Origin of the sequence: Pseudoflavonifractor hominis (assembly GCF_014288125.1) — a bacterium.
GTDB classification, from domain to species: Bacteria; Bacillota; Clostridia; order Oscillospirales; family Oscillospiraceae; genus Pseudoflavonifractor_A; species Pseudoflavonifractor_A gallinarum.
The window spans coordinates 97,682-119,773 of the sequence record NZ_JACOPR010000006.1; the positions used below are offsets into that span (position 1 = coordinate 97,682).

The 22,092-nt window shown below is 55.8% G+C and carries 17 protein-coding genes; 2 read left to right on the forward strand and 15 right to left on the reverse strand.

The features are described 5' to 3' along the window. Positions 1–9: 9 nt before the first annotated feature. Positions 10–8,175 (reverse strand): helicase-like domain-containing protein, encoded by an 8,166-nt coding sequence (locus H8S34_RS10655; protein WP_207724955.1) that lies wholly within the window; start codon positions 8,173–8,175, stop codon positions 10–12. Positions 8,176–8,222: 47 nt separating this feature from the next. Continuing rightward, positions 8,223–8,576: a TnpV protein gene (locus tag H8S34_RS15020; protein ID WP_207724956.1), complete on the reverse strand. Its 354-nt coding sequence runs from the start codon at positions 8,574–8,576 to the stop codon at positions 8,223–8,225. Here H8S34_RS15020 and H8S34_RS15025 point away from each other — a divergent pair. Next, complete coding sequence (locus H8S34_RS15025; protein ID WP_207724957.1) at positions 8,563–9,741, forward strand: hypothetical protein; 1,179 nt, start codon at positions 8,563–8,565, stop codon at positions 9,739–9,741. The two genes, H8S34_RS15020 and H8S34_RS15025, sit on opposite strands and share 14 nt — an antisense overlap. A gap of 19 nt (positions 9,742–9,760) precedes the next feature. On the opposite strand, the gene H8S34_RS10665 is transcribed toward H8S34_RS15025, so the two are convergent. From H8S34_RS10665 to rplM, 13 genes are all read right to left on the reverse strand, one after another. Further along, positions 9,761–10,306, reverse strand: coding sequence for a hypothetical protein (locus H8S34_RS10665; protein WP_015535528.1), 546 nt, complete (start codon positions 10,304–10,306; stop codon positions 9,761–9,763). Then, the gene (locus H8S34_RS10670; RefSeq protein ID WP_148429302.1) at positions 10,303–11,259 is read right to left on the reverse strand and encodes a hypothetical protein; all 957 of its coding nucleotides are present in this window, start codon (positions 11,257–11,259) and stop codon (positions 10,303–10,305) included. Before H8S34_RS10670 ends, H8S34_RS10665 begins: the two co-directional genes overlap by 4 nt. Next, complete coding sequence (locus tag H8S34_RS10675; protein ID WP_186963971.1) at positions 11,259–11,897, reverse strand: DUF7007 domain-containing protein; 639 nt, start codon at positions 11,895–11,897, stop codon at positions 11,259–11,261. The genes H8S34_RS10670 and H8S34_RS10675 overlap by 1 nt, the downstream gene beginning before the upstream one ends. Next, positions 11,894–12,517 (reverse strand): hypothetical protein, encoded by a 624-nt coding sequence (locus tag H8S34_RS10680; protein WP_186963972.1) that lies wholly within the window; start codon positions 12,515–12,517, stop codon positions 11,894–11,896. The genes H8S34_RS10675 and H8S34_RS10680 overlap by 4 nt, the downstream gene beginning before the upstream one ends. Beyond that, entirely contained in the window at positions 12,514–12,756 is a 243-nt protein-coding gene (locus H8S34_RS10685; RefSeq protein ID WP_117685575.1) for a hypothetical protein, read from the reverse strand. The genes H8S34_RS10680 and H8S34_RS10685 overlap by 4 nt, the downstream gene beginning before the upstream one ends. Then, positions 12,749–12,991, reverse strand: a complete 243-nt coding sequence (locus tag H8S34_RS10690) for a hypothetical protein (protein ID WP_087242929.1) — start codon at positions 12,989–12,991, stop codon at positions 12,749–12,751. Before H8S34_RS10690 ends, H8S34_RS10685 begins: the two co-directional genes overlap by 8 nt. Before the next feature lie 189 nt (positions 12,992–13,180). Then, positions 13,181–17,410, reverse strand: coding sequence for a SpaA isopeptide-forming pilin-related protein (locus H8S34_RS10695; protein WP_186963973.1), 4,230 nt, complete (start codon positions 17,408–17,410; stop codon positions 13,181–13,183). A 279-nt stretch (positions 17,411–17,689) separates the two neighbouring features. Continuing rightward, positions 17,690–18,664, reverse strand: a complete 975-nt coding sequence (locus tag H8S34_RS10700) for a ParB/RepB/Spo0J family partition protein (protein ID WP_186963974.1) — start codon at positions 18,662–18,664, stop codon at positions 17,690–17,692. Continuing rightward, complete coding sequence (locus tag H8S34_RS10705) at positions 18,618–19,466, reverse strand: ParA family protein (RefSeq protein ID WP_186963975.1); 849 nt, start codon at positions 19,464–19,466, stop codon at positions 18,618–18,620. Before H8S34_RS10705 ends, H8S34_RS10700 begins: the two co-directional genes overlap by 47 nt. Positions 19,467–19,612: 146 nt before the next feature. Further along, positions 19,613–19,777, reverse strand: a complete 165-nt coding sequence (locus tag H8S34_RS10710) for a hypothetical protein (protein WP_186963976.1) — start codon at positions 19,775–19,777, stop codon at positions 19,613–19,615. 64 nt (positions 19,778–19,841) lie between these two features. Beyond that, positions 19,842–20,042: a hypothetical protein gene (locus tag H8S34_RS10715; RefSeq protein WP_186963977.1), complete on the reverse strand. Its 201-nt coding sequence runs from the start codon at positions 20,040–20,042 to the stop codon at positions 19,842–19,844. A gap of 175 nt (positions 20,043–20,217) precedes the next feature. Continuing rightward, positions 20,218–20,622: a 30S ribosomal protein S9 gene (gene rpsI, locus H8S34_RS10720; RefSeq protein WP_101691503.1), complete on the reverse strand. Its 405-nt coding sequence runs from the start codon at positions 20,620–20,622 to the stop codon at positions 20,218–20,220. Between the two features lie 17 nt (positions 20,623–20,639). Then, positions 20,640–21,071, reverse strand: coding sequence for a 50S ribosomal protein L13 (rplM, locus tag H8S34_RS10725; RefSeq protein ID WP_101691502.1), 432 nt, complete (start codon positions 21,069–21,071; stop codon positions 20,640–20,642). Positions 21,072–21,341: 270 nt separating this feature from the next. Here rplM and H8S34_RS10730 point away from each other — a divergent pair, with 270 nt between their 5' ends. Further along, positions 21,342–22,091 (forward strand): tRNA lysidine(34) synthetase, encoded by a 750-nt coding sequence (locus H8S34_RS10730; protein WP_186963978.1) that lies wholly within the window; start codon positions 21,342–21,344, stop codon positions 22,089–22,091. The last annotated feature ends 1 nt before the right edge of the window (position 22,092 follow it).

Below are 22,092 nucleotides of genomic sequence, written 5' to 3' on the forward strand. Positions count from 1 at the left end.
TATCCTCCTTTACCGTGCCAGCTCCGCAACCCTCCGGGCAGGCACATCCTCGCCCTCGTCTGGGGTATCGTCCATCAACGTCTTGTCTTTCTCATCCATGTTGAGCAGAATATTCAGCTCTTTCAAACGGGCTGTTTTCTCCGCCAGCTCCTCCTCGCGGGCAAATGGGGCAGCCAGTTCGGTGCGGGCGTTTTCAAGCTGGGTCTTGGTTTCCTCCAGGCTGTTCTGCTCGGCCTGCAGGCTGCCCGCAAGGTTTTCCAGCGCGTTGTCCAGGCGGGTGATATTGCCGAACACATCTGCGCCCAGCGTCACCGTATGGGAAAGCGTGCCTTTGAGTGTGATCCGGTACTCGTTGCTCCTGCCATCATAGGCCAGCACCATGGAAAAGCCCCGGTACTGCCCCAAAAGAACAGCGTCGGAACCAGTCATGCGGGTGCAAACGTCAATGATAGCCTTGCCTGCGTCCTCTTTTTCGGTGTAGTGTTTGCCATCCACCTCCATGCCGCAGAAGCCCTCCTGAGCCTTGGGGTGGTCCGCTACCAGCGCCACATCCTGCTCATAACCCTCGATCCGTTCTGTGAGCCGGGTGATTTCCTCCGGGTACTTGCGGTACACCAGCTCCTCCAGGGCATATACCTGGTTCAAGTGGCTGGCTTTCAGCATATTCAGCCGCGCCACCTCCATATCCAGGTTGCACTTCTCGATAATTAACGGATTGCCGGTGGCCAGCGCCTTGATCTCCGAATAGCTCAGGGCGGTTTCATCCACATCATCCGCCACACGGACGGGGGCCTTGCTGGTCATAATCTGTGCGATAAACTTCTGTTTGTTTTCGACCAGTTGGTACAAATAAGCGTCAAAAGTGCCTTCCGTTACATACCGATAGATTTCCACCTCCTCATTTTCATTGCCCTGGCGGACGATACGCCCCAGCCGCTGCTGCAGATCGGAGGGCCGCCAAGGGCAGTCTAAATCGTGCAGGGCAATCAAGCGGTCCTGCACATTGGTGCCTGCGCCCATCTTAGCTGTGGAACCCAGCAGCACCCGCACCTGCCCGGCGCGCACCTTGGAAAACAGTTCCTTCTTTTTGGCTTCGCTGTCTGCCGTGTGGATAAAGGCGATTTCCTCCTCCGGGATTCCGGCGTCCATCAGTTTCTTTTTTAGGTCGTCATAAACACTGAAAGAGCCATCGGTGGTAGGGGTGGACAGGTCGCAGAACACAAGCTGGGCAGAGCGTTTTTCTTTGGTCTGTTCCCAGATGCGGAACACATTCCGGGCGCAGACAGCCACCTTGCCATTGGGGTCGTCGGCGGCAAGGGGATTGATGAGCCGCATATCCAGAGCCAGTTTTCTTCCGTCGTTGGTAATGCGCAGCATATTGTCCACATGAGGATCAACACCGCCGCCGCGAATCTTCTCAGCCCGTTCCGCCAGCCCCTTTATCATCTCCTTCTGAAGCTCCGAGGGCTGGATTACTTCCGTGTGGAAGTTGGCCTTGGGCACGGGGAGTTTGAGCATATCCGCTGTTTGGATGTCAGCCACCTCCTTGAAAGCAGCCATCAGCTCCGGCAGGTTATAAAACTTGGCAAACCTGGTTTTAGCACGGTAGCCGGTGCCCTCCGGCGATAACTCGATGGCGGTGACAGTCTCCCCAAAGTTACTTGCCCAATCGTCAAAATGGATCAGGCCCATCTCCTGCAGGAGCCGGTACTGTAAATACCGTTGAATGGTATAAAGCTCTACCATGGAGTTGGAAATGGGGGTGCCAGTAGCAAAAATTGTGCCGCGCCCGCCCGTCAGCTCGTCCAGATACTGCGTTTTCATAAACAGATCGCTGGATTTCTGGGCTTCGGTCTGGGCAATGCCGCCCACGTTGCGCATTTTTGTCGCCAAAAACAAGTTCTTAAAATAATGGCTCTCATCAATAAAGAGCCTGTCAACACCAAGCTGCTCAAAGGTGACGGTGTCATCCTTGCGGCTCTGGTCATTGAGCTTGGCCAGCTTTGTCTCCAGCGATTTCCGGGTGCGCTCCATCTGCTTGACCGTGTAGCGTTCCGCCTTCTGCGCCTTGGCCTGTTCGATCCCTTCCAGGATTTCCTCAATCTGGCGCTCCAAAATAGCCTGCTGGCGCTCCACGCTCATGGGGATTTTCTCAAATTGCGAGTGCCCGATAATGATGGCGTCATAGTCCCCGGTGGCAATGCGGCTGCAAAACTTCTTGCGGTTCTGGGTTTCAAAGTCTTTCTTCGTGGCGACTAAAATGTTGGCGCTGGGATAGAGCTGGAGCCATTCCGCCGCCCATTGTTCCGTGATGTGATTTGGCACCACGATCAGCGATTTGGTGCAAAGCCCCAGGCGCTTCATCTCCATGGCGGCTGCCACCATCTCGTAGGTTTTGCCTGCCCCTACCTCGTGGGCCAGCAGGGTGTTTCCGCCGTACAAAATGTGCGCAATGGCATTGATCTGATGGGGACGTAAGGAAATTTCCGGGTTCATGCCTTCAAACCGGATGTGCCGCCCATCATATTCACGGGGGCGGACGCCGTTGAAGGTTTCGTTGTAAATGCGGCACAGCAGTTCCCGGCGGTCGATGTCTTTCCAGATCCACTCGGCAAACTTCTGCTTGATGAGTTCCTGCCGGTCCTGGGCAATCGCGGTTTCTTTTTTGTTGAGGACAGGCTTTTTCTTGCCGTTCTCGTCCTCAATATAGTCAAATACCCGCACATCCCTTTGATTTAGAGTCTGCTCCAAGATGTGGTAGGCGCTCATCCGCTTGGTGCCGTAGGTGGTATTGGCTTTTACATTGCTGCGGTCGGCGTTTTTCTCCCGGATGCTCCATTGGCCGGTGGCTTCGGAGCGCAGGATTTTGATACGGTCCCGCACATAGTAATTGGGGGTGAGCAGCTCCACCATGAATTGCTGGTACACCTCGATGGGCACCCAGTTCGCGCCAATGCGCACGCCAATTTCTCCAGCGCCCAAATCCTGGGGCTGAACGGCTTCCAGGGCCTCCACATTTCTGCGGGCGGTTTCCTTCTGATTGTCAGGGGCCACTTCCAGGAATGCTTTTGCCATCCGCAGCTTTTGGCGCACTTTCCCGGAAAGGTACTCATCCGCCGTGACAAGAGGATAGCGGCTCAAATCCGCCAAAGAAGGCAGGATGTCCTCCGGGTTCTCCGCACAGCGAATATCCCGGTAGATCACCCCGGCAAGCTCTTTTTCCAGTTCCTCCGGGGATTTACCCGACAGCTCTGCCATATAGTCCATATCCACACGGGCTTTTTCCGAAATGGACACCGCCAACGCTTCACTGGCCGTATCCACGCTGGTAACAGCCACATGGGGCCGGATGGTGCGCCGGGTGAACATATCGGCTTTTCTTTTTAGGTTGCCCTGCTCATCCAGCACCTCCAGAGAGCACAAGAGGCAGTAGCTGGAGTCCTCCGAAAAGGCCAGCTTGTTGCCGCGGCTACTGATAAGGCCGTACTTAGAGGTGAAGCTGTCGTAAAGGGCGTTGAGTTTCTGCTGCTCGGATTCAATATCCTCGTCCGGGTAGCCTTCGGTTTGGTACTCAATGAGCCTGCGGACACATTCCCGCAGCTCGATCATGCCACGGATACGGTTTTCCGCCGTGACGGAGACTTCCACCGGGTGCATGAGGCTGTTTTCCCGGTAGTATACTTGCCCATCTGCAATCGTGTAGCTGAAATTCTTCACTGTGGGGTCGGCAGGGATGGAGCGATCTTCCTCCTCGTCCAGTTCCTCCAGCTCGTAGGGCTTGATTTCCGCCTGCAAAAACTGGATGGCATTGGCAAGCTGCTCGGACAAATCTTCCCCCTCGCGGGCTTTGCAGGCGCTGTCCGGCCCGAACCGGGTGGATTCCATCACCATGTCACCCAAAATCATCTCCGGGTGCTGCACAAAATAGCTATTCATGCGGATTCCGTTTTCATCCGTGTCCAAATGCACCCAATCCGGCTCCAAATCGGTGATGTGGTCGCGCTTTTGCAGGAAAATGATGTCGCTGGTCACTTCCGTTCCGGCGTTCCGCTTGAAGGTGTTATCCGGCAGGCGGATGGCCCCAATGAGATCGGCGCGCTGGGCCAGGTATTTGCGGACGGCGGAGTTTTCCTTATCCAGAGTTCCCTTGCTGGTTATGAACGCCACAATACCGCCAGGCCGCACCTTGTCCAGCGTTTTGCCAAAGAAATAGTCGTGGATCAGCCAGTGGTGCTTGTCGTACCGCTTATCCAACACCTTGAAATCCCCAAAGGGGACGTTGCCCACGGCCACATCAAAAAAGCTGTCGGGCATTTGTACGGTTTCAAAGCCGTTTACGGAAATGCTGGCGTTCTGGTAAAGCTGCCCCGCAATCCGCCCGGAAATGGAATCCAGCTCTACGCCATAGGCTTTGCTGCCCGCCAAATCTGTGGGGAGCAAGCCAAGGAAATTACCGGTGCCGCAGGATGGCTCCAAAATGTTCCCTTGGGTAAAGCCCATCTGAGCGAGGGCCTTATAGATTCCCCGGATGACCACAGGCGGCGTGTAAAAGGCGGTGAGGGAGCTGGCCCTGGCCGCTGCGTATTCCTCCGAATCCAGCAGAGATTTCAGTTCCTCATAATGGGGGCTGGTTTGTTCAAAGCAGTTTGCAAGGCCGCCCCAGCCCACATAGCGGGATAGGATTTCCTGTTCTTCGGGTGTGGCCAGCCGTTCCTCCGCCTCAATCTGCTTCAAGGTGCGGATGGCGGCAACATTGGCCGCGTATTTCTCGCTGGGGGTGCCGTGGCCCAAGGCGTCGTCGGTGATGTGGAAATCATGGCGCTGGTCCCTTGGGATCTCCGGGTGCAGAGTGGTGAAGGTAATGCGCTCACGGCGGGGGCGCTTCGGCGGCAGGGGGAGTGCTTCTTCTTTTTTAGGCTGTAAATCGGCCTGCTCTGGGCTGGCTGGCTGTTCCTCTGCGGCAGGGGCTTGTTTTGCCTGCTCAATGGCTCGTTCATCAGGGAAGTTCCCGTAAATCCTCAGCCATCTGTTCTCCTGAAGGTCATAGATACCAGCGCCATCATAGGCAAAGCCATCCTCGCCCTCCATGGTGCCGGCCACATATTTCTGCGCCGCCTGTTCGGCCTCCGCCAGCGTTTGGTAATCCAGCCGTTCATCATAGCCATTTTCGAAGTGGTGGTAGACCACCACTTCGTAAGGCGGCTCCATGCGCTGGGCGTAGCGGTCGATGTCCTCCATGGTGAGCCATTCCGGTTCATCAGGCAGGGCAGCATAAAGTTCCCGCATTTTGGCGATCTGTTCCCGCACGATCCCAGCCCACAGGTGCTTTTCCGCCCGTCCACCAGCGCCCAGGAAGTAATCGCAGTCGGCTTTGAGGCGGCTGAGTAAGCGGTAGTCATCCGAACCCTGCTCCGGCGTGGTACTGATGGATTCCAGTTCCGCATCAGAAACGGAAATGAGGTCGTCAAAGTCCAGTTCGGCCAGCTCGTTTTGGATGAGTTCATCCAGGCTCTCATACTGCCTGCGCTCCAAAAACTGCCCGCCCAGATAACGCTCAATGCGGTAATGAACCAGATCGGCATTGACCTGGATGGGGATTTCCTCATCGGTGACGGTGGTGTAGGCAATGCCCACCTTTTCCAGATCACTGAAATCGGCTGGGCTGTCATACTCGGCCTCGCAGAAATCGTTGATAAACTCTTTGGCGATCTCCAATGAAGCAGGTTCCGCCTCCTCGGACAAAAACTCGCGCTCAATGAAGTCGGCAACATCCTGGCTGTTACCTTTGCCGCCATGAGCACGGTAATCCATCAAGCCTTCTTCGACCAGTTCTCTGGAAGCCGCATATCCGGCCTCCTCCAGATAACCGGCGATTTCTTCTATCTGCGCCTGTTCCGGGGTAAGGGCCGGGGACAGCTCTGCGATCTGCTCCATACAGAGGGTGATGTCCACCGCGATTTCTTCTTCCGGGTCCGCATGGTCCAGGAAGGATCGAAGCAGCCTGCGGATTTCCTCACTCTGAATGGGGTCATGAAGCTGCTGGGCGATATTTTCCACCGCCTGGGCATCATCTTCGCCATAGCCCATGCGGGAACCATCAAACTCTCCAACAAAGCGCAGCACCTGGGCGGCCAGCTCCGGGTAGGGGTCTGCCAGTTCTTCTTTTTGAGGCGGTTCCTGTACCCTGGGCGGCACGGCGAACACCGGCGCGTCCTGGGTGGCGGAAATGGCCATTTCCGAAGTGTCAGCAATCCGCTGGATTTCCTCCCGCACTGCCTGGGGCATTTCCTCATCATAAATCGTCACCGTGCGGTCTGGCGCGATGTGGGCAACCGTTTTGTAGTCCCCGTGTTCTTCCTCCAGCCGGTTCCACACAGTAATTCCATTTCCCAAATGGCCATAGCCCAGATCGTAGGCTTTGGTTTGCGGCATAGCAGGAGCCACAGGCTCCTTGTGCACTGCAAAGAGCGTGAAGGTTCCCTGCCGGAAGGCGGTGAGGTTTTCAAATGCCTGCCGGCGCAGGGCGTACATCCTGTCATCCTGCGGGGTGGCCTCCCAAATGGGGACCATCATCTGATAGATTTCTTCCACACGGGCCGGGTCGTCAAGCTGCGGCTCAATGAGCTTCACCGCGTCCCAATAGTCAAAGCCAAAGGGATAGGGGTGGGGCTGTTCCTGCGGCACGTTCTCAAAGAAAGCGCGGATATTCTGGGCAAGCTGGTGCTTCTCATACTGCGGCATGGCGGCGCGGTCCTCATCGGTGAGGAACCGCCCCTGGGCGATCATGGCGCTGACGCGCTTTTCCACAGCGGGCCATTTCAGCTCCACCTTGGCGTAGGGGGCGGTGATACTGCCGTGGCTGAAAGAAACGCCTTTACTGAGCTGGTAGGTCACATCATCATTCCCACCGGAATGGCCGCTGTACTCGCCGTGGTAGTGCTTTAAGAAATTCTCCCGTTCCTTGCGCTCTGTGTGGTTGCGGTAGAAAGAATACACGGCCAGCCGGTAATCGGTGCTGCGTTTTCCACCACGCAGAAGATTGTCAATCTCGTCCCCGGAGATGAAAAATCGCCGCTGGGGGTCGTACCCTTCGGCGGCGGTAAAGTGCAGCGGTTCCCGCTGCAGGTCGGAAAGCTGCTCCAGCAATTTTTGCGGACGGTGGAAATGGAACCGCAGCAGTTCCCGGTTTTCTCCGTATGCTGTGACAAACTGCTCCAGTTCATCCCGCAGGTTCTGCAACCCCTCTGGATGGCCTAACAAATCACTTATGGCGGCGCTTTCCTCTGGAAAGCCTTGATGCGTGTTGTAAATAGTATTTACGGTGGGAAGGAATCCCGCGTCGGCGGTGCCTTCTGCAAAATCCTGCCGGAGATACCATAGCTGCGCGGCCCGTTGCTGGCGCTCGTACTCGTCCACCCGGTCAAGCTCACTCTGGGACATATACCGGCCCAAATCCAGCAGTTCACGGATACGGGCCGCCGCCTGTTCCCAAGAGATGAGGGTGGCGCTGGAACGCTTGGCGCTTTCGCCCTGGGCAATACGGATTCCCTCGGCATTGTACCAGATGGCGTACTGGCGGCCATCCAGATAAAAGCCAGCGCCGTTCTCGCCATAGTGCTCTGCCAGGAACCTGGCATTGTCCGGCTTATCCTTTTTGAAATAGGCGCAGATGATGAGGCGGCTGTTCTGGTCGTTGGCACCAATGCACAGCGCCTCGTCGATTACCTGCTGAGGCAGAGCCGGGTGAGGGAAAATAGATGGTTGGGCCGTACCCTCGGCCTGGGCTGGCTGCTGAAACGCCGCAAAATCAAAAAGGGACATCTGCTGGCTCTCCTGGTCGGGGAGCGTTGGGATGTCCGTCTGAATGAAATATTCTTTTTTGTCAATGAGCTGGGCAGTCCACTGGGCCACAATATCCCAGGAAAAAACGGATTCCCTGGTGCGGGATGGGTAAGAGCCTTCCCACATGAGCAGGCCATTCTCCTGGGGCTTATATCCCAGGCGCTGCCCGTCAGAGATGATCTCGGTGTACCGGTCCTGATAGGCTGATCTCAGATATTCCGCCCGTTCCTGAACGTCGCTGTGAACAGAGAAGAAAAGCTCGATCTGATTTTTCTTATATTTCAGGTCATCGTCCTTATTGGCGATGATGGCCATGATCTGCTTTTCATCCAAAAGCGCAGGGAGCTGTTCGCCGCCTGCGCTTTCTTCCGGTTCATCAATTAGCTGTAAATCAGCTCCGCCAGCACCGTTTCCTCCGCCGCGTTCTGCAGGTTGTTCATCATCTGCACCCACTTCATCTGGTCGCTGGCTTTCAGTTCCTCTGTCACGCCCTGGTTCTTGGCCATCTGCGCCACGATCTGCTCCATCCGGCGCTGGGCGGTCTGCTGGATCTCCGCCAGATGGCTGTTCAGCTTGCCGCTGGTCAGCAGGTTGGTATACGTCACCCTGCGGTGCTCCTTGAGGAATTTCTTCCGAAGCAATGCGTATTTCCCATGGGGAACCGGCTCCTCCTGGGGCGGCAGAAGGTTCGGCAGATTGTAGTCGCCCTGCCTGGTGTAAGTGATCTCGGTCATATTCAAAACTCCTTTCCGGCTGTGTGTTTTCCTGTTCAGTTACAGCATACTGGTTTTTCTGCTGGGGTTCAAATGTGCGATTTTCTTTTTGGGGCTGTCTTTGCAGGGCAAGGACCGTGCGGGAAATGGCGGAAAGGCACATCTGGGAGATGTCTCCGGTGGCCACGCCCAAAGCGTTCAGGGTCTGTGGAGTGTTGAAATTCAGCACATCCCGAAAATCCTCATCCTCAAAGTATTCAGACGGGTCAAGGCCGCAGCGCACCAGCAGCATATATCCAATGCTGTTTTGCACCGCTCTGCGGTATTCCACCTCCAGGTTCAGCTCGTCCAGTTCTTCCAGAAAGCTGCCTTCCGTGAGGGTTTTCAATTCAGAAAGATAGTCGGGCATATTATCCTCCACGGCGTTCTTTGCCGCAGAGAGCAGGGCTTCGCCCAAATCCTCCTTGTGCTCCAGTTCTCCAAAGCTGTTTTCCAGCGTTTCAATGATGTCCGGCGCGTATTCCTCCCGCACCGTCCAAAGGGGGACGGGGCGGGGGAACCGGGCCTCATGGGTATCGGAAATATCAAAGTAGTATTTCAGTCGGGGTTTTCCATTGTGTTCACCGTCAAAAACGGCAATGCCGTTTGCGCCCCGGTTTACCCAGCGCCCAAATTGCCGGTTCCATCGCTCGATCTCCAGGACGGCGGTGGCGTCTGGGCGCTGGGCGTAGACAAGCAGTTGTTCATCGAAAGAAAGCCGGTAGTTGCGGCAGGCAGAAGCCAGAAACGCCCGCCACTGGTCAGGAGCTGTCACGCTGCGCTGCGTTTCCTGGTACAGCTCCGTCAAGGCTTTATATCGTATCGCCATCGGTTGCCCCTCCTTTTCTTATTCTTTTTTCGCAGCTTTCAGTTCTGCGCTGTAATCCTTATCAGGGTCATATTGATTGCACAGGGAGAGCAGCAACAGCCAGATGGTATTTCCGGCCTCCTTCGGGTACATCCGAAGCGCCACGCAGGGCGCATGGTCACTGTCAACAAAGGGCCTCCCATAGCGCATAAACTGGTCGATCAGCTTTTGAGCCATCTCCCGGTATTCTTCATAGGGGTTCTGTTCCGCCTGCTGATGGAGAACCGTCATCAGCAAGTTGAACCAGTCCTCATGCGTATCCAGTTTTACGGGCGGTAAAGACGCCATTTTTATCACCTCATCTTTCCATGGCGACGGCCTGCCGCTGCCGGGGAATGGAAAACCCGTAGACTTTGGCGATGTCGTCGCCCAGCCTGCGGGTCACTCTCGTAATATCGGCGCGGGTTGCAATGCCGCGATATAGTTTTTCTTTCAGCAGTTCAATTTGAGAAGGGCTGGCGCTGTCCTTGTAAACGCGGTAAAGATAAAAGTTCGTGCCATCATGGTGGATGGCGTCGCACCGCAGATCACCCAGCCGGTCCACATACCAGGTGGAATAATCCGTATCGGAATACAGGCAGTCCCGGATATTGCCGCTGGGGATTTCCTTATATCCCATGCGCCGACCATTCCACAGGCCCAGGTCGCCTACAACCAAAATCGGCTGGGAAAGCTGTACATTGAGGTTAGCGCGTTCATCATCCAGGTAATCCCCATTGATCTCATACATCAGGGAAATGCGCTCATCTTCGGATAAATCCGGGTAGTCCGCCTCCAGGTCATCCCTCCAGTCCTCATAGTCCAGGCCATAATTGCTCCAGATAACGTGTCTTTCCTCCTTCATCGGGCTTCACCCCGGTCTTTCTGCCTGGGCTTGATGGGCTGCCCCTGCTCGTCATAGTTTCTGGGATCGGCGGCGGGGGTCTGCCAGCCAAACATGGAGCCGGCAAACATGGCGGCCTCCTGTGCTTTGGTAACGCCATTCTTCACATTGCGGTCGTCTGCAAACTCTCGGTTCTGTTGGGCGTCAGGAGTTGAAAAATCATAGCAAGGGCTGTAGCCTTTTTCGCCCCTGGTCAGAAGAATCAGCTCCCCGGATGAGGGCAGTACACTAAAACACTGCACCGGCAGAGAAGAACGCAGCGGGATCACGCTCCCGTGAGTTTGCTCCAATCGTTCCGCAAATTCGCAAATATGATACAGGGCGCTGGAATACCCGCCGCTGGTTTCAAAATGGGTTTCGTCGATGAACCGGCAGGTGCGGTCGCGGGTTTCTCCGCCGCCAGTGAAAATGCGGATGTGGTCGCCGTCGGGAATGCGGAACAGCTCCTTGTAGCCGGGCGTGATAAACCGGATACCCTGTTTGGCCTTTTCCATGTGGTGTTCCAGGAATCGGGCAACATAGGCGTAGAGGTAAAAGTTGTAGTCTCCATAATTGGGATTGCACCGGAGCATATAGGTGTGCTGGGGCGTCTGCACCTTAAAACCGTACTCGGCGCAGTAGTTTCCCTCAAACTCAGCCTCCGGGTTCTGATAGCAAAACCTGGTCATGCTGTCACGGGTACAGAGCAGCCCATTCTTCTCCCGCAGAGTGATGACCACCTCATCAAGCTCCGCCTTAAACTCGTCCGTCTTGTATTCCCTCCGATGGTCGAACCAGGAAGTGTAAAACTCTTTTCCAGCGCCAAAATCCCCGCGCAGATGGCCGATACAGCCGGTTTGCCCTTCAAGCTGGCTGCTCTGGTTGTACGCATACAGGCGATCCTCCGGGGTCATGCTGGTAATTGTCAGTTCCATTATCGCTCACGTCCTTTCTTTTTCGCTTGTCGTTTTTGCTCCGATATGGCTTTTTCCCTTGCCTGCCAATATTCGGGGTGGTGAATTTGCACGCTGCTATTGATAACAGCCTCATACGCGCCGGGGCTAAAGCGCTCGTTCACTGGAGCCTGGATCATCTTTTTATCCATCAGCTCCCGGAGAGCCACCTGCGCGTCGCAGTCCTCCTCAAAGCAGAGGTAGCCGCCCTCAACAAAGCCGCAGCCCATCGCTTCTTTTCGGAATACCTTTTCCGCCAGCTCCCGGCGCACCATAACGCCGCCATGCCCTGGGGTAGAAACGGAATAAACGCCGGGGCAGAGCGTTTCACATTCCTGGATATTGCCCCATGGGGAATAGGAAGGGGCCTCCGGCACAATAGTGTTTTGCCGCTGATCCTCCAGGCACTGCACCTCCTCCTGCGCCCGCGCCACCAAATCCTTCTGCGCGGAAAACAGATCGCTGAAATAGTGGCCCCAATCGTAGTCCGTCCGGTTACTGCATTTCCAGGTGACAAACTGCTGGGGCGCTGTCAAATGAACGCCCAACACAAACTCGCTGTCGCCCACATGACAGGAATCCGTAATGATATATCCGGCGTTTTCTCTGTAATCCATCATCGTTCACGCTCCTTCGTGGTTTTCTTTTGAACCTGTTCCTGCTGAATCGAGGTAAGTCCATGTTTGGCCCAGCCGGGAAGGTCCTCCGGCTGTATCGTTCCCAGCACGTCCATGCGTTCATAGCGGCTTTCTTTGCCAGTATAAAGGTCAACGCAGTAACAGGCTGACCCCCTGCTGTGTGGGGAAGCCCCAAAGCCTCCCATACAGAGCTTGAGCTGACGGGTAGCCCTGCGGTATTCCCGGCGCAGCACCTCCGGCTTTATCACTATGATTTTCCCGTGCAGATCATCCTCATGGGAAATGGGGATGCAGCCCTCCGCTGTGATGGGGCGGTCGTCTATGCCCTGTATGCGGGGCTTGTTCAGCTCTATGTGGGTTTTCTGTGCCTGTTCGGCAATCCGCTGGCCGAACAGCTCCACAATCTCCGGGAAATCATCACTGGCCATCACTTCGCTGTATTCTGCAAATAAGGCGTTTTGCCGGCAAAAGGCGCACATATACTTCATGCCGGTTTCATCCTGCGGATTTTCCCCCAGGACAACCTCGCGGTCGCCTATATGCACCGCCTGGATAATCTCATAATCACCGGCCATGCGTTTTTCTGTGGAATCATCGTTCATCCCTCTGCCTCCATATCCTGTTTGATAAATGCTTGGATTTCCTTTACACTGGCAAAATCCCGTTCATCCCCGGTAAGGTAGCGCACCGTATCTCTCCATTGGGACAGCGGGTAGCTGTTCTCATCCATCCTGCACAGGTCCAAAAGGGCCGCCCGCCGCAGGATAGGCGAAAGATTTAAGTCGGAGATGAAACAGCCATGCCGGGCCGCCAGTATGTCCAGCAGGTGCAGTTCATTCATGGCAACACCTGCTTTCTTCGGCTTCTTTCAGCAATTCCTCCACCAGCCTGCCGCTGCGGACTTTATTCCGGTCTGCCAGCACCTTGTTCTGGACGCACAGCACCGCCCGGATGTTGGGAACGGTAATGCCGGGGATCTCCACCATCTCCTCCGGGGTGATGGTGAGAAGCTGCACCGGGGAGTAACCAGCCTGGGCAAAGATGCGGAACAGTCGTTGCTCAAATCGTTCTCTCATCTGCAAAGCTCCTTTCTTTTTTGGTATGTAAAAGGGGCGGCCCCGCATGGCCGCCCCTGGCTGGTTACTTCTTCCGGCTTCTGACTTTCAGGAAAATCAGGCCGCCGATGATGAATACCACCAGCCCGATGGCAATAATCGCTTTCAGTTCCATAAAATCATTCCTCCTTACACAGATTCAAACCGCCGTTATTTTGCGGTATTTTTGCCTTTCTTGCGCTTGCCCACATAGGCCGCAACGCCCAGGGCGGCAGCCCCCATAGCGGACACGCCCATCAGGGCCGCCCACAGCCAGGGCTTGCTGTCGTCGCCGGTTTTCGGGGTATCGCGCAGCTCGTTGTGCATTTCCGCCACGGTGGTCTTATCCGCAAAAATCGTCACCGTCTTATCCGCAGGCAGCACATAGTTGGCGCTGGCCCCATCCGACACCTCGGACACGGTGTAATCGCCTACGCGCAGCCCCTCGATGAAGATTTCGCCATTTTTATCGGTTTTGAAAGTCTGGTCGTAGCCGTTGGCCCCGGTCACGCGGAAGGAGAAGCCTTCCACCTTGCCGTCGCTGGACGTCTTTTCAATCCGCAGGGAACCGGTCTGGGCCATGTTGGTAAATCCAATCCCGGCCTCGTTCTCTACCTCGTAAATCTTGCCGTTCTCGGTGATCTCCACATAGTAGGCGTTTTCATCCAGCAGGAAGCCCTCCGGTGCTTTGGTTTCCTTTACGAACACGCCGCCGTAGAGGATGTGGGCCATCTCGTAAATGCCGGTGCTGGTTTCCTCCAGCTTGCCCAGCAGCTCGTCACCCTCGTCCAGTTCTTTGTTGCCGTTGGTGTCGCGGTATACCTCGAACTCGGCCCCGGTGAGCTTGTTGTCGGGATAATCCTTATCCACCTTCGTCAAACGCAGGTCACCGTACACGCGCTCATTGGCAAGGGAGATTTCCACAACCTGCCCATCTTCCTCCACGGTAACGGGGATCACTTCATCGGAGAGGATGAACCCTTCCGGGCTTTCCAGCTCTTTCAGCACCCAATTTCCGTAAGGCACACCTGCGAAAGAGAAGCTGCCATCCTCCGCTGAGGTGGCGGTGGCCAGGGCATTTTCTGCGGTAAACTCGGTTTCGTCGGACTTAAACAGGCCGATGACAGCCCCGCCCAGGCCCGTGCCGTTTTCGTCAGTTTTGAGGCCCTTGATTTCGCCGCGGATCAGCTCGTTGGTGACAGCCTCGCCATCATTGGCGGAAATCTCTACCACAGCAATGGAAGGCCCGCCGTACTCAAAGGTGAACGGGAAGGTTTCGCCGTTCAGCAGATAATGACTGTCGGTGGACAGCTCTTTCAGGTAGAAGCTGCCGAAAGGCAGGTCGGTGCTGCAAACGGCCTGGCCGTTCTCATTCACAGAAACGATTTCCAGAAGCCCATCTGCCGGGATCACGGAACCATCCGCTGCGGTGATGTCCTCCTGGGCATAGAGGCCAAAGGTCACGGCGGAGATTTCTCCATTCATGCCAATGCCAAAGGTTTCATCCTGCTCCAGCACCTTGTCAAGCGTCACAAGGGCTTTTTGGCGCAGGTTGTAGAAGCTGGCAGAGGTTTCGGTGACTTCCACCTCCTGGCCTGCGTACACCAGCTCCACGTTGGTGACGTTCTCGCCGGTATCCACCATGCCGTGAGGGAACTGGATTTCCTTCACCTGGAACTTGCCCAGGTAGAGGGGCTGGCTCTGGGCCGTCCCGTCCTCGCCGGTGGTGATGGTGTCCACTACCTCGCCCGCAGAATAGCGCAGGGTGCCGTCCAGGGTGTAGACGTCCTCCAGGGCGGTGATTTCAAACACCGCACCGGGCAGGCCCTGCACCTCATACACCGGCTGGTAAACGCCTTCGCTTTCTGCCACAGAGGAGAACACCTCGCCGGTCTTGCTGACTTTGATGATTCCTTTCTGGGCCATGTTGGGCTTGGTGACTTCGATCACCGTCACGCCGCCTTCCTCGCTGGAATGATCCTCGGTCACATCAAAGTAAACCGGGGTGCTGTCCAATACATAGCCATAGGGGGCCTGTACTTCAACCAGGGAATATCCCGTGCCGTATTCCAGCTTTTCAGGCGTTACCAGATAGCCCTCGGAATTGGTGTAGAACGTATCAATGGTGGTCGGCGTCGGGTAAGTGAAGGTCATTTCCACCTTGCTGCCATCGGGACGGTAAATTTGGAACCCGGCCCCCGCATAGGGGATGGTGACGCCGGTTTCCGCGTCCACCTTGACCACCTTGATGAAGCTCTCAAAATTGGCGTTGTTGATAAGGTAGCGGTAGGTCTGGCCGTCCTGGGCGATATACACTTCAAAATCGTCCATCAGCTCGCGGCCTTCCCAGCCCTTGGTCTGGCGGACGATATAAGTGCCGTAGGGCAGCTTCTTCGACTGTGCAAAGCCGTTCTCATCGCAGACGAGAACATCGCGCTCGGATTCCTTGGCATTTTCATAGCTGCCGGCTGATTTCAAGAATACCTGGAACTCTGCGCCGGATTCCGGAGTTTCGATCTGGGTTTCCCCATCATCGGTGTGCTTGATGATGGCAATGTCGCCCTTGATGACTTGCTCCGTCACATCGTTGGCTGTATCGTTCAGCTCAATGGTATAAAGCTCCGGTTCCGCGCCTACCTTGTGGATGGTGGAATCCAGCAGGTAGCCCTCGCTGGGGCTGATTTCACGGATTGTCCAGTCCGAATCGCAGACGTAATATCCGGTAGTGAACTGGCCGTTCTCATCCGTGGTGAAGCTGTCGATGAGGGTATCTCCCTTATACAGCCCATACACAGCGCCGGCCAGGGAACCGTCGCCCTGGGGCGCACCCGTTTCCACATCGCTCTTGGTGACGGTGACGCGGAACTTCTTCAGCACGTTGTTCACACTCTTATGGGTAACTTCATTCCACTCGATGGTGGCTGTCTGGGAATCCGGCACCACATAACGGATGGGGGTATCCACCTCCTCCAGTACATAGCCCGTGCCGATGAGCACGTTTTCAAAACGCGCCACACCGCTGGAATCCGTCACAGCATACTCATCCACCGGCTGCCCGGAGAGGGATGTGCCGTACAAGTGGAAGGTCATGCCCTCCACCAGCCCGTCCTCGCTGGTTTTCGTCACTTCCAGGCTGCCGCGCTTCAGCTTGTTATTGAAAGTTACGGTGGCGGTCTGGCCGCTGACGATGGTCACGCGCTGGGTTTCCTGGGGTTCGTACTTATCAATCGACTGCTCGGTTACGGTATAAACGCCGGGATTGAGGTCGGAGATGTCGATCTCGCCCGCCTCATTGGTGGTCTTGGTGGCGCTGTACCCCTCGCCGGTGATGGTGAAGTTGATTCCGGCTACCTGTCCATCCTCGGAAGTCTTAATCAGCTTCATATTGCCGGTTTTCACTTCCAGGTTCAGATAGCCTACCATCTGGTCGGAAACGGTTTCCCCGTAGGTGGCAAAGTCCTGTTTGCCGCCGCCAGTAACGCCGTCCGTCCAAACCACAACGCCGCTGCGCTGGGCAGTCACTTTTTCCGCCTTAATGGTCACAGAGCCTTTGATGGCCTGGGCGGAAGTGATGGTGAGCTGGTTGCCATCCACAGAGAAATTCAGGCCGGTGGTGCTGCTGGAGAAGGTGTAGTCACCCAGCACACCGTTGGTATCCGTGAGAGTGAGGGAATACTGCTGGCCATCCCATTTCAGCTCATAGGAACCGGCGTCTACGGTGCTGCTGAAAAAGCTGGGAAGCATAGTATGGCGCTTGACCGCGCTCTCAATGGCGGAATACTGGCTGAAAATCTCGCTGTACAGGGGATGGTCGGCGCTGATATATTCCGTCACGTTATTTTTGCCCTGGGCGTTGGCGTCCACATGGTTAAACTGGCTGTCGCGCTCACCCACGACAGTTTCCCAAACAAGAAGCTGGGTAGCGATATATCCCGCGATCTTGCTGGCGTCCTCCGGGTTCCCACTCATCCATGAGGTGCTGGCGTTGCCCTGCCAGCCATAGGTCATAATCCGCCCGATATATTCTTTGATGGTATCCGGCGGGATGGTGGGGTTCAGGTTGGACGGGTAGTTATCCCAGAAATCTTCGCCCCGGCCCGTGTACTGGTCGCCGGTATTCACACCGACGCCCGGCTCAATACAGTAGATGGCCCTGCCATTGAAGGCGTCCTGGGTGTGGACGGAAAAGCTGTCGTTCTCTCCGGTGGACCAGCCGCCCAGGAAATTCAGGGCGGGATGGCCCCATCCGGCCTTGTTGGGGTCGCTGGCACGGGGCAGGTCGATCATATACGTCGTCATGGTTTCGCCTGCGGCAAAAGCCGTGGTTCCTGTCCCTACGAACACGCCCAGGCACATGAGCAGGGCCATGAACAGGGACAGAGGCTTTCTCAATGCTTTCATCGTGTTACCTCCTTGAAATGGCCGCAAAAAAAGCACATCGCTCTGGATGTGCTGCTTACGGCTGGATTCTGTTTACGTTCTAAAAAAGAGAGGTGCGCCAGGCGTTCTCCACCTCATCCGTTCTATCTGCCAAACCTGTGGATTCTTGAAAGAACCAGCCTCCCCAAATATCTTCTTTTTTAGGCTGTTTAGGTGGTACGAGGGGGTGAGGTGTGGAGAGGGGGAACAGCGAAAACGCCAGTTCCCTGCAAATGGGCGCACTGCTCCCTTGGTAGTGGACTATCTCTCTAAACTGCGCTGGCGCTTGCGGTAGACTTCCAGCGCCTTAACAATGGTGTCCTCGATCTTCTGCGTGGGCGTCCCCGGCGCAAAAAACCGGCTGATTTTTTCCTTTGGGATTTTGAACTGTTCTTTTTGATTGGGCTTTTCCTCCTTCATAATGGAAACAAGGGCGTCTTTGGCCAGCCGTTCCCCTCCAGTCTTGGCTTCGGACATCTGGCGCATTTTGATGGCCTGGGCGTGGGACGGGGTACAGTCCATCTCGTCCATGATAGCGAACAAGTCGGCCTGTTCATCTTTTCGCAGGTAAGACAGCTCCACCGCAGGACGTAGGGCAATCTGAAGCATTTCCTGGTCTTTCAGGACCGAGTTGTCTACCAGCTCCAGAATTTCCGGGATAAGGTGGGTAAGGCGGATATATCGCTGAATTTGCCTTGCGCTATCTGGTACATCCTTAGCAAGCAACTCGTCCGAACGAATACCTATTAAATCTGCGCCCACTGGGCGCGAATTATCTTTGGGTGGCCGCCCAGCCTGTCTTTTCATAGCGTCCAGCTTCATCTTGTAGGCAAACGCCTTCTCCGAGGGCAGAATCTGCTCCCGCTGCAAGTTGGAGTCCACCATGATAATCGTGGCTTCATCATCGGTGAGCTGTCGCACAATACAGGGGATTTCCGCAAGCCCCGCTAAATCCGCCGCCTTTTTCCTGCGGTGTCCGGCCACCATTTCATAGCCGCCCGACCGTTTGGGACGCACCAGGGCAGGGACCAAAACGCCGTACTGCTTCACGCTTTCCGTCATTTCCTGCATGGCTGCGTCCATGCGAACCTTAAACGGGTGATTCGGGAAGTCGCTGATTTCCGAGGGCGAAAGATTGACAACTTTTTCAAGCCTTGCCTCAGCCCGTTCTTCCTCCGTGGAAAACAAATCATCGACTGAGGGAAGATTGAAGTTTAGCCCGTTGCTTTTCGCCATCCGCCAGCACCTCCTTTGAAAAATCCGCGTAAGCCTGGGCCACCTTGCTCCCCTTGTCGTAGGCGTAAATACTCTTGCCTGCGGCGCTGATCTCTGCGGCTTTGATGGCTACGGGAATCTCGGAACGATAAATTTTCAACACGCTCCCGTAACTCTGCCGCAGGGTATCCGCCGTCTGTCTGGCAAGGTTTGTGCGCCCATCCACCAGCGTGAGCAACACCCCGTCCACCTTCAGGGTCGGGTTGATCTGCCGTTTCACTTTATTGATGGTTTTCATAAGCTGGGTCATACCCTTGGCGGGGAGATAGTGGGCCTGCACCGGGATAATCACGCTGTCCGCCGCAGCCAGGGCGTTGATCGTAATCATACCCAGGGACGGCATACAGTCAATGAGAACTACGTCATAGTGCTTCTTGGCTTCATTGATATAGGTTCTCAGCGTAAACTCCCGGCTCATGGCGTTGACCAGGCTCATTTCCAGTGCGGACAGCTCAATGTTGGCGGGCATAAGGTCTACGCCCTCGCTGTGATGCAAAATGCCCTCATCCGTGGTGAATGGCTCATCCCGGATCACCTTTTCCATGACGGTGGCCAGGGTGGTGGGCAGGCTGTCTTGGTCTTGCCAGCCCAGGCAGGTGGTGAGGTCGCCCTGGGGGTCTGCGTCAATAAGCAGCACCTTTTTCCCCAGACGGGCTAAACCAATGCCCAGGTTCACCGTCGTGGTGGTTTTGCCTGTGCCGCCTTTCTGGTTGGCCAGCGCGATCACGCGGCCATCCCTGGGGCGGCTTCTCTGTTCCGGCATTTTCATGTCCTCCTTCTTCATAGATTTAGCCGCCCGTTGGCAAGACGGACGGCTATGTATGGGGGAACTCCGAAAGATGGGCATGAAAAAAGCCGCTTACTCTTGCTGAAAAGAATAAGCGGCTCATTAAGCTGCGATATGTAATTTTACATCTTCTTCACCGGGGAGCACATGGCTTTGAGCAGAAGTTCATCCAGGCAGCCGGTGTCCTGGTTTTCACGGAGCATAGTATTGCGCAGGTGGTTGAGGCTCTGAATCACAATACTGTTCTCGGCTGGGGTGAGGTATATCTTGAATTTCCGTTTTTTCATAGGGCGTTCCTCCTTTACGCTTTCATTATATGTAGAAAGAACGCTACACCGCAAATGTGCGAGTTCATCCACTTAAAACGTAACAGCGGCAACCCAGAAGGACAAGATAAACTGGATTCGGTTTGGTCAAATCCTGACAAATCAGGACATCCCCTTCAAAAGAAAAACCTTTCACACAGGCCGTCATGGGATCGAAAAAATGAAGGGGAAAATGCCCTCTAAAACACCCCGATTTCGGCTCGCAGTTGCCCCATTTTTTAATCATAACGGGGTCAAAAAGGGTCTGTTGCCCCATTATTAATCAAGAAAAACCGGGTCAGGCGAGGTCAAATCCTTCCAAAATCGGACAAAGGACAACAGACTTTTTGGAAAGGAAAAAGCCCGGAAAACCGCATGGTTCCGGGCTTTTTGAGCATTTTTGAATTGGTTTGTCGGGCCTGTTATCTCTTGGAGAACTGGGGCGCGCGACGAGCGGCTTTGAGGCCGTACTTCTTGCGCTCCTTCATGCGAGGATCGCGGGTGAGGAAACCGGCGCTCTTCAGAGCAGCGCGGAACTCGGGGTTCATCTCCAGCAGAGCGCGGGAGACGCCGTGACGGATGGCGCCGGCCTGGCCGGTCACGCCGCCGCCGGTGACGGTAGCAACGATGTCCACCTTGCCCAGGGTGTCGGTGGTAGCCAGAGGCTGACGGACCAGGAGCTTCAGGGTCTCCAGGCCGAAGTACTCGTCGATGTCACGGCCGTTGATGGTGATGGAGCCGGTGCCGTTGGGGAACAGGTGCACACGGGCCACGGAGGACTTACGGCGGCCGGTGCCGTACAGGTAAGGCTTCTTGCTCTTATACATTCTCGTTTACCTCCTGCTTAGTTGAAAGCCCAGGGCTCGGGCTTCTGAGCGGTCTGCTGGTGCTCCGCGCCGCGGTAGATGTGCAGGCGGGTCAGGCTGTCCTTGGTCACGATGTTGCGGGGCATCATGCCGCGGATGGCCAGCTTCATGGCCAGCTCAGGCTTGTCCTGCATCAGCAGGCGGTACTTGGTCTCCTTGAGGCCGCCGGGATAACCGGAGTGAGTACGGTAGTACTTCTGCTCCAGCTTCTTGCCGGTCAGGATGGCCTTCTCGGCGTTGATGATGACCACGAAATCACCGCAGTCGGCGTGGGGGGTGTACTCGGGCTTGTGCTTGCCGCGCAGCAGGGTGGCAGCGGCGGCAGCGGTCTTACCCAGGGGCTTACCGGCCGCGTCGAGGATATACCACTTGCGGACGATGTTTCCCTTGTTGGCCATAAAAGTGGACATGGTGAAACCTCCAATTTGCTTTCAAGTTCTATGATGAAATTTGGCTTTACAGAACACATGCCCCGCGTGTAGAATAGAACCTACGAACGGAGCGTATTGCATTATATTACAGTGTTTGGCCGGTGTCAAGGCGTTTTTGGGTAGTTTTTATTTAAAAAGTAAAAAGCTCTTTTTTTCTCTTGAAAGCTCTTGAAATCTCTTGATTACTCACTTTCGATTTTTCTTTTAATGCGCGCGAAAAGTTCTGCATTTTCATCCGGGAGGGACATTATGAACAAAATCCTATCCTATGTCCGCCGCTGTGTGGAGGATTATGACATGATACAGCCGGGGGACAAGGTCGCGGTGGGTGTGTCGGGGGGAAAGGACTCCCTGGTGCTCTTGGCCGCCCTGGCCCGGCTGCGGGAATTCTACCCCAAGCCCTTTACCGTGGAGGCCATTACGCTGGACATGGGGACCGGCATGGACTTTGCGCCGGTGGCGGAATACTGCAAGCGGATCGATGTGCCCTATACCTGCATTCCGACGGAGATCGCCCATGTCATCTTTGATGTGCGGAAAGAAAAAAATCCCTGCTCCATGTGCGCCAAGATGCGCCGGGGGGCCCTTCACACCGCCCTGCTGGAGCGGGACATCCATAAGATCGCGCTGGGACACCACTTCGACGATGCGGTGGAGACCTTCTTCCTCTCTCTGTTCTATGAGGGGCGGCTGTCCTGCTTTCAGCCTGTGACCTGGCTGGACCGGACGGGGATCTCCCAGATCCGCCCCCTGCTCTACTGCGGGGAGGGGCATATCCGCCATGTGGCCCAGCGGGAGGGGCTCCCGGTGGTGCACAATCCCTGTCCCGCCAACGGCTTTACCAAGCGGCAGGAGGTCAAGGAGCTGGTGAAGGAGCTGGGGGAGCGCTATCCCAATCTGAAGAGCCGGGTATTCGGGGCCATGCAGCGGCTGCCCCTGCCCGAGTGGGGCCCGGTGGAGCACCGGAGAATGCCGCCGCTGGAGGAGGACGAGGACTGAC

Excerpts from the sequence above, each read along its gene's own strand:
- H8S34_RS10670 (WP_148429302.1), bottom strand. The coding sequence starts at position 11,259 with ATGGAACTGACAATTACCAGCATGACCCCGGAGGATCGCCTGTATGCG.
- H8S34_RS10710 (WP_186963976.1), bottom strand. The coding sequence starts at position 19,777 with ATGAAAAAACGGAAATTCAAGATATACCTCACCCCAGCCGAGAACAGT.
- H8S34_RS10680 (WP_186963972.1), bottom strand. The coding sequence starts at position 12,517 with ATGAACGATGATTCCACAGAAAAACGCATGGCCGGTGATTATGAGATT.
- H8S34_RS10705 (WP_186963975.1), bottom strand. The coding sequence starts at position 19,466 with ATGCCGGAACAGAGAAGCCGCCCCAGGGATGGCCGCGTGATCGCGCTG.
- H8S34_RS10700 (WP_186963974.1), bottom strand. The coding sequence starts at position 18,664 with ATGGCGAAAAGCAACGGGCTAAACTTCAATCTTCCCTCAGTCGATGAT.
- H8S34_RS10675 (WP_186963971.1), bottom strand. The coding sequence starts at position 11,897 with ATGATGGATTACAGAGAAAACGCCGGATATATCATTACGGATTCCTGT.
- H8S34_RS10715 (WP_186963977.1), bottom strand. The coding sequence starts at position 20,042 with ATGATTAAAAAATGGGGCAACTGCGAGCCGAAATCGGGGTGTTTTAGA.
- rplM (WP_101691502.1), bottom strand. The coding sequence starts at position 21,071 with ATGTCCACTTTTATGGCCAACAAGGGAAACATCGTCCGCAAGTGGTAT.
- H8S34_RS15020 (WP_207724956.1), bottom strand. The coding sequence starts at position 8,576 with ATGACCGAGATCACTTACACCAGGCAGGGCGACTACAATCTGCCGAAC.
- H8S34_RS10690 (WP_087242929.1), bottom strand. The coding sequence starts at position 12,991 with ATGAGAGAACGATTTGAGCAACGACTGTTCCGCATCTTTGCCCAGGCT.
- H8S34_RS10665 (WP_015535528.1), bottom strand. The coding sequence starts at position 10,306 with ATGAAGGAGGAAAGACACGTTATCTGGAGCAATTATGGCCTGGACTAT.
- rpsI (WP_101691503.1), bottom strand. The coding sequence starts at position 20,622 with ATGTATAAGAGCAAGAAGCCTTACCTGTACGGCACCGGCCGCCGTAAG.
- H8S34_RS10695 (WP_186963973.1), bottom strand. The coding sequence starts at position 17,410 with ATGAAAGCATTGAGAAAGCCTCTGTCCCTGTTCATGGCCCTGCTCATG.
- H8S34_RS10730 (WP_186963978.1), top strand. The coding sequence starts at position 21,342 with ATGAACAAAATCCTATCCTATGTCCGCCGCTGTGTGGAGGATTATGAC.
- H8S34_RS10685 (WP_117685575.1), bottom strand. The coding sequence starts at position 12,756 with ATGAATGAACTGCACCTGCTGGACATACTGGCGGCCCGGCATGGCTGT.